Annotated in this window: 9 protein-coding genes; 6 read left to right on the forward strand and 3 right to left on the reverse strand. The window is 32.6% G+C overall.

The genetic code is table 11. From position 1 onward, the window contains the following. Nucleotides 1-507: YwiC-like family protein (locus tag Q1J40_RS02225; RefSeq protein WP_301098413.1), on the reverse strand; the 507-nt coding region annotated here is incomplete at its 3' end. Between the two features lie 189 nt (nt 508-696). Between Q1J40_RS02225 and Q1J40_RS02230 the strand changes: the two genes are divergently transcribed. Beyond that, nucleotides 697-1,569 carry an outer membrane protein assembly factor BamB family protein gene (locus Q1J40_RS02230; protein ID WP_301098405.1) on the forward strand — a complete coding sequence of 291 codons (873 nt, stop codon included), beginning with the start codon at nt 697-699 and terminating at the stop codon, nt 1,567-1,569. Nucleotides 1,570-1,685: 116 nt separating this feature from the next. Here the strand turns inward: Q1J40_RS02230 and Q1J40_RS02235 are convergent, their stop codons facing one another. Next, nucleotides 1,686-2,801, reverse strand: coding sequence for an AI-2E family transporter (locus tag Q1J40_RS02235; protein WP_301098406.1), 1,116 nt, complete (start codon nt 2,799-2,801; stop codon nt 1,686-1,688). A 258-nt stretch (nt 2,802-3,059) separates the two neighbouring features. Here Q1J40_RS02235 and Q1J40_RS02240 point away from each other — a divergent pair, with 258 nt between their 5' ends. The 3 genes from Q1J40_RS02240 (at nt 3,060) to Q1J40_RS02250 (ending at nt 4,154) form a co-directional block, all read left to right on the forward strand. Further along, nucleotides 3,060-3,416 carry an ElaB/YgaM/YqjD family protein gene (locus tag Q1J40_RS02240; protein WP_301098407.1) on the forward strand — a complete coding sequence of 119 codons (357 nt, stop codon included), beginning with the start codon at nt 3,060-3,062 and terminating at the stop codon, nt 3,414-3,416. A gap of 83 nt (nt 3,417-3,499) precedes the next feature. Continuing rightward, nucleotides 3,500-3,874 (forward strand): hypothetical protein, encoded by a 375-nt coding sequence (locus Q1J40_RS02245; protein WP_301098408.1) that lies wholly within the window; start codon nt 3,500-3,502, stop codon nt 3,872-3,874. A 22-nt stretch (nt 3,875-3,896) separates the two neighbouring features. Next, nucleotides 3,897-4,154: a GlsB/YeaQ/YmgE family stress response membrane protein gene (locus tag Q1J40_RS02250; RefSeq protein ID WP_301098409.1), complete on the forward strand. Its 258-nt coding sequence runs from the start codon at nt 3,897-3,899 to the stop codon at nt 4,152-4,154. Nucleotides 4,155-4,522: 368 nt separating this feature from the next. Here the strand turns inward: Q1J40_RS02250 and Q1J40_RS02255 are convergent, their stop codons facing one another. Beyond that, nucleotides 4,523-5,377 (reverse strand): thymidylate synthase, encoded by an 855-nt coding sequence (locus Q1J40_RS02255; RefSeq protein WP_301098410.1) that lies wholly within the window; start codon nt 5,375-5,377, stop codon nt 4,523-4,525. Between the two features lie 74 nt (nt 5,378-5,451). Between Q1J40_RS02255 and Q1J40_RS02260 the strand changes: the two genes are divergently transcribed. Both Q1J40_RS02260 and pgsA read left to right on the forward strand, forming a co-directional pair. Continuing rightward, complete coding sequence (locus tag Q1J40_RS02260; RefSeq protein ID WP_301098411.1) at nt 5,452-5,985, forward strand: HI_0449 family lipoprotein; 534 nt, start codon at nt 5,452-5,454, stop codon at nt 5,983-5,985. Nucleotides 5,986-6,113: 128 nt separating this feature from the next. Continuing rightward, nucleotides 6,114-6,628: CDP-diacylglycerol--glycerol-3-phosphate 3-phosphatidyltransferase (pgsA, locus tag Q1J40_RS02265; RefSeq protein ID WP_301098412.1), on the forward strand; the 515-nt coding region annotated here is incomplete at its 3' end.

The following is a 6,628-nucleotide window of genomic DNA, read 5'->3' on the forward strand; positions in this document are numbered from 1 at the left end:
AGGGTTTCTTCTTTCTCTTGCAATACTTTTTACATAGAACGTGCCAGCAATAAAAAATAGTGTTGGATGAATCAGTATTTCAAAATTATATTGTCCAGTGGATAGATAGAAACTCGCCATTCCGACAATTCCAAAGGTTAATATGCCTGCAATATCATTGATTAAGTTACGTTCATCTTTCTTTTTTGCATAGTAAATTTCTATCAATACAAGCGGTAAGATCGGGATAGCAAATTGCAAAATTATCAGATTAGAATAGAGCAAAGGTATCGCAAATATCACACTAATAATGGCATAGATAATTGCCCATTTTTTATATTTTTGGGTATTTTTGCGATTAAATAACGCCATAAAGGGATAAGAAAAGAAGTAGATAAAGAGCCACGATAGCCCGAGCCAAAGATGTGAAAGTGTTATATGACTGGCGAAAATTCCGTATAAAAATGGCACAAACGCCATCACCAATGCTCCGTGTTGATTAGATATAACGGGTTTATCTTTAAGTATTTTAGACATCATACTTTTCCATTTTGCTTGTAGATTTTTCGAGAGGGCAAGTAATATATCATACAAAATAGCACGCTAGAAATAGCAAAAGTTTAGTCGTTTAGTTGGTCTTTTCCGTTTTGAGCGTGTGAGCTTACTTTATATTTGTTGTTTTTTTGTTAAAATTATAGTGTTAATGGAGGACGATATATGAATCAATTAAAGAAATATTTTATGGTAGGAAGTGCTGCGATATTAATGAGTACAGCTAATGCAGATGAGTTGGGTAAACCTGTATTATCATGGTCTAGCGGTGGCTTTGCTCACCCTGAATCAGCTCGATTTGATGCTAAACGAGAAAATTTCTACGTCACTAATAATGATGGCGGTCCAATGGCACAAAAAGGTGAGGGCTATATTAGTCGTTTAGATAAAGACGGTAAGGTGCTTGATGAGCATTGGGTAACAGGAATCAATGCGCCAAAAGGTATCGTTCAATATGGAGATTTATTATACATTGCTGATATACAACAAGTGCGAGTTGTGGATATTACTACGGGTAAGGTTAAACAATCGATCACTGCTCAAGATAGTAAAATGTTTAATGGTATAACTGCTGATGCAGAAGGTAATGTGTATATTAGTGACATTGTGGGCGGTGCAATTTATCGTTTACAAGGTGACACACTTGAAAAATGGGTAGAAACCGACGCTTTTTCTAGTCCAAATGGCGTACTAATAGATGGTGATCGTTTACTGGTGGTTACTTGGGGTGAAGGTATGCACGAAGATTTTTCTACCGATGAATTAGGCAGTATTTTTGCTATTGATCTAAAGACTAAAGAAGTAAAAGTATTAGAAGGAGCAGAGCATATTGGTAACTTAGATGGTATTGCAAAGGTAAAAGGCAATATTATTGTCAGCGACTCAAACAGTGGAAAAATATTTCAGTACAGCGATGGTAAAACTCAGCTATTGCTAGAGAGTGGTCCCGGTTCTGCTGATATTTCAAGTTATGGGGATAATTTATTAGTACCTGTGATGTTTGATGGACACGTTTATAGCTATTCATTAAAGAAATAGATTTTAGATCTTTTAATTTATCATGTTAAATATAAAAAGTCGTCTGATATTGGGGACAATTCATAGTTAGACGACTTTTTATTTTATAAAAGTAGTATTTTTAGCAACAGTATTTTTTATTTTTCATGAGGAATATTTTCATTGATATCATCAGGGATGATAAGTTTGCTATTGTTTTCATAGAATTCACTTTCCTCATAAGATTCTCGAATATGTTCAAGTATCACTTTTAAAACAGCGGATAAAGGTAATGCAATAAGCACTCCCATAATACCTAGTAATTCACCTCCAGCCATCACCGCAAAAATAACCGTGACAGGACCGAGTCCAATTCTATCTCCAACAAGCTTTGGTGTTAAAAAATTACCTTCAATAATTTGTGCCACAGTGAAAATTGCCACTACAATAACTATATGTAATATATCGCCAAATTGAAAAATAGACACAAGAATAGCAGTACAAGCTCCAACCCATAATCCAATAAATGGAATAAAATTTAAGTATCCTGCTACTAGCCCAATCAATAAGCTATAACTAAGTCCCATCGTCGTTAAACTGACAATATAAATTGCAGCTAAGATATTCATTACAATGAATTGACCTCGTAGAAAAGCGGATAGATTTTTATCCGATTCTTTAGCAATTTTTATAATTGTTGCTCTGTTTCTTTTCGGAATTAATCGAAATATATTATCAATAATGGTGTGATAATTTTTTAAAAAATAGTAGGTGATAATGGGGACTAGGGCTAAATTAGTGATAAATGAGATAACCCATGATGCTGAATCAAAAACACTTTGAGTTAAACTATTATCTCCTTCTTCACTCGTATTTTTGACAGTATCTTTAATCGCTTTTTCAACAGTATCTGCATCAATATTTAAATCAAATGGAATCCAATTGTTAAGATAGTGCCAGAAATCATATTGGAAGAAGTGAATAATTTGAGGTTTGATATGCTGAAATTCCCTCATTTGTTCATTGACGATGGGAACAATAAAAATAATTGATAGGATTAATAATAAAATAATTATGGTGTAAGCAATTAGTAAAGATTTAGCCCGACTTATATTCCTAGCTTCCAATTTATCAATAAGAGGAGAGAAAAAATAAGCCAGAACTCCACTAATAAGAAAAGGTGTTAAGATCGATCGAGTGAAATAAAAAAATAATATACCTATTAGTAGCAATAAAAACCAAGGTGTGTGTTTAAGAATATTTGTCTTTATCATATGTATATATTTTACTAATCTTTTTTCATCTCACTCCTAATCCAATACTATCATTAATAAAAAATTTCAACAATTATTTATTAAATTAAGTAAAATCATATAATAAAACTTTACATTTTAATCTTATTTTGCTTACAATGTACTCATGATGTAGCTTGCTACTATAAATTTGTTTAGTTTTAAAGTTATATCTAAGATTAGCTGTTGAGCTAAATTATGACCTAACCTTTTAGGTAAGTATTTTTAAGGAGAATTATCATGGCGACTCAAGATAAACAAGAAACAGATAAGATTGAAGCTTTAGAGACGGAGATTAAATCATTAAAAGATAATTTATCTGAAATAACCACTCTTATAAAAGAAATTGGTGAAGGTGAATCTAAACGTTTAAGCCGTAAAGCAAGCAAAGCTCTCAACCAAGCGTCTACAAAAGCTGAAAATTTATTAGAAGATTTTGAAGAAGAAGGTGAAGATATTTACCACTATTTAAAAGAAAAACTTGCCACTGCCTCAAGTCAAGCTGAACGTAAAGCAAAAGATAATCCACTTATCACAGTTGGTTTGGTGGCTGGTATAAGTCTAGTAGTTGGATATCTATTTAATAATAAGCGTTAAATTATATGTTTAGATCGCTTATTTTACCTATTCTAATTAGAATAGTGCGATCGCCGAGTGTAAGTGCATCTAAGATTAAACTTATGTTTATTCCGATTGTATTTTTTGCGCTCGGTATATTGTTTGCTTTAATTACATTACATATTTATTTAAAGCAACAGTATGGTTCAATTTACGCAAACTTATATTTCTCCGTAGGGTTTATTATTTTAGGATTGTGTTATAGATTTTATCTTTCCTATAAAGTTAAGGCTAAAGAGAAAATTTATAAGAATGCTAATTTGACAGATAAAGCTATTCGTGAGACATCACAATTAACAGGATTTGATGAAAATTCACTTAAGAATACGGTTAATTATCTAGTAAATAATCATGGAAGAAAACTTTTATTAGGTACTATTGTTTTAGGATTTCTTTTAGGGAAAGGTAGTTTCAATTCTAAAGATAGTAAGAAATAAATAATTATTGAGGATAAATAGTATGCATTCTACAGGTTTGATTGCCTGGTTGTTTATTGGGGGTATTTCTGGATGGTTAGCTGGAAAAATCTATAAAGGATTTGGCTTCGGACTAATTGGAAATATTATAGTTGGTATTATTGGTTCAGTTTTGGGTGGCTTTGTATTAGATATTGTAGGCTTTCAATCAACAGGTATGATAAGTTCTATAGTAACTGCTGTTATAGGCGCAATTTTATTATTATATATTGTTGGTTTATTCAAGCGCAATAAACAATAGATCATGATTTCATTATATAGAAATTTAATAGCAAATTGAAGTTTAACTGAAGCAAAATAGAAGCAAGCTTCTGGTTGTTTGAGTTTTTTAAAAGAGTAATGAAAAAACTTAGCTAATGAACTTAAAGAATTAGATGATAAAAGGCAACTAATTGGAAAAATTTGGTCTAAGTGTGGCATTGCTAAATTAAGAGGCTAAAAATAATTTGAGGAATTTGCTAAAAAATTAAATAACTATTTTGATAGTCTATAATTAGGCTGTGTATTGTAGCGTGTAAATTTGGTTAATAATCTAATACCCCCTATTGTTATAAGCAATAGGGGATTTTTTATCGATTAAGTTAGTTTTATACCTATAACTTTATGATATTACACTGAGAATGGATATTTTATACTTGGATGAAACTCATAACCTTCAACTTTGAAATCATCAAGGGTTACCCAAGTTTCTAAATCTTCTAATGTTTTAATATCAGGATTAATAATTAACTTAGGTGGAGAGAAAGGCTCTCTTTTGAGTTGCACATCTCGCATTAATTCTAATTGATCTTCGTAAATGTGAGCGTTTACAATCTTATGAAAAGCTTGTCCTGCTTTATGTCCTGTAATTTGTGCCATTAAAGCTAAAAATGTGTAGCATTGGATCATATTCCAGTTTAAACCTAAAGGAACATCAGCAGAGCGTTGGGTACTATTTAGATATAAAACGCCATCTAATAATGAGAAGTGATGGCTATGCAAACAAGGACGTAAACATCCCATGTGGAATGCTCCTGGGTGATAGAAAGTATAAATTTCGCCACGATTGTCCATTCCACGTTTTAAATCATCAACAATTTGACGAAGTAAATCGATATTACCTGAACCATCTGCTTTAGGAAAGTGACGACCTACAGCACCATAAACTAATCCCATATCATCTTCACCTTTACGGTAAGGATTAGCGAGCCAAGCACTATTTTCATTTGCATTGGCATCCCAAGATTTTGTACCAAGCTGACGAAAATCAGCGGCATTATCATAGCCACGAATATAACCAAGTAATTCAGCAATAGCAGATTTCCAAAAACTCTTACGAGTGGTAATTAATGGAAATTGACCTTGTTCAACATCATAAAGAAGATCTGCATTGATAACCGTTAAGCAACGTTTGCCAGTGCGTTCATTTTCAACCCATTTTCCTTGTTCAACGATACGTTGGCATAAATCTAAATATTGTTTCATGTAGTAATTCCATTAATTATTCGGTAGAATAAATTCGACCCTGAAAATTAAAATAATACTGAGGAGTATAACAAATGAAGCATTGGAGATTAAAGCATTTCTTTGGTTTAATCATTGTTTTAGTATTATCCGCTTGTAGTTTTAATAAACCAACAGGTTGGACTCGACTTGCTGACAATGAAGTTGACCAAAAATCCTATGCAATAGGTTATGGTGCAACAGCACAAACATATTTAGACCGTGTTAATGAAAGTTTTGATATTAATTCGTTCATTAGAGGCGTAGATGATTGGTATAGCCAACGTGTAACTTTACCAGTTGAACAAATTAGAGCAAGTTTGTTGAATCGTATGTTAGATCATGACGTTTATACTTATTATAGTGGTGTATTGTATGCAGCAGAGCTACAAGGCAATGCAAACCGTTTAAGCCCTAAATGTTGGTCTTTTGTTGAACCGAAAAGCACAACGCAAGGTATTAATGATGCAATGGTCGATTTACAAAGAAATCAAGTACGTGACGATGATTATATTAAACAAGGGGCTGAACAAATTCTACACTTATGTGTAGCACAAGTAGAAAAGGATCAAAGAGTCTCAGATAAATAATTGAATATTATATAGGCGGTAAGATTTTGAGTAAATTTTGCAAAAATATTTAAAATATTACCGCTTATCCTTTCCTATTCATCAAGCATCCACTAGAATATAGTATCTTCTTCTTTACGCTGACTGTGATGAAACTAAATATTCCAACCTATTTAACTATTTTTCGTGTGGTGCTAATTCCTCTGTTTGTTTTAGCGTTTTATTTACCTATTCCTTATTCACCAGAAATTACTACTCTTATTTTTTTTATTGCAGGGCTTACCGATTGGTTTGATGGCTATTTAGCACGTAAGTGGAGTCAAACAACACGGCTCGGAGCATTTTTGGATCCTGTGGCAGATAAAGTATTGGTAGCAACCGCATTAGCTTGTGTGGTGGAATATTACCATACTTGGTGGATTACTATTCCAGCGGCCATTATGATTGGACGTGAAATCATTATTTCTGCCTTGCGTGAATGGATGGCAGAAATTGGTGAAAGAGCAAATGTAGCGGTCTCTATTTGGGGAAAAGTAAAAACTACTGCACAATTATTCTCTTTAGGTGGGTTGCTTTGGAGACAAAGTGAGTTAATGGAAATTTTAGCGTTCATCTTACTTTATATTGCAGCAATATTGACAATCTGGTCTATGTTACAATATCT

Source organism: Otariodibacter sp., from assembly GCF_029256985.1.
GTDB lineage: Bacteria > Pseudomonadota > Gammaproteobacteria > Enterobacterales > Pasteurellaceae > Otariodibacter.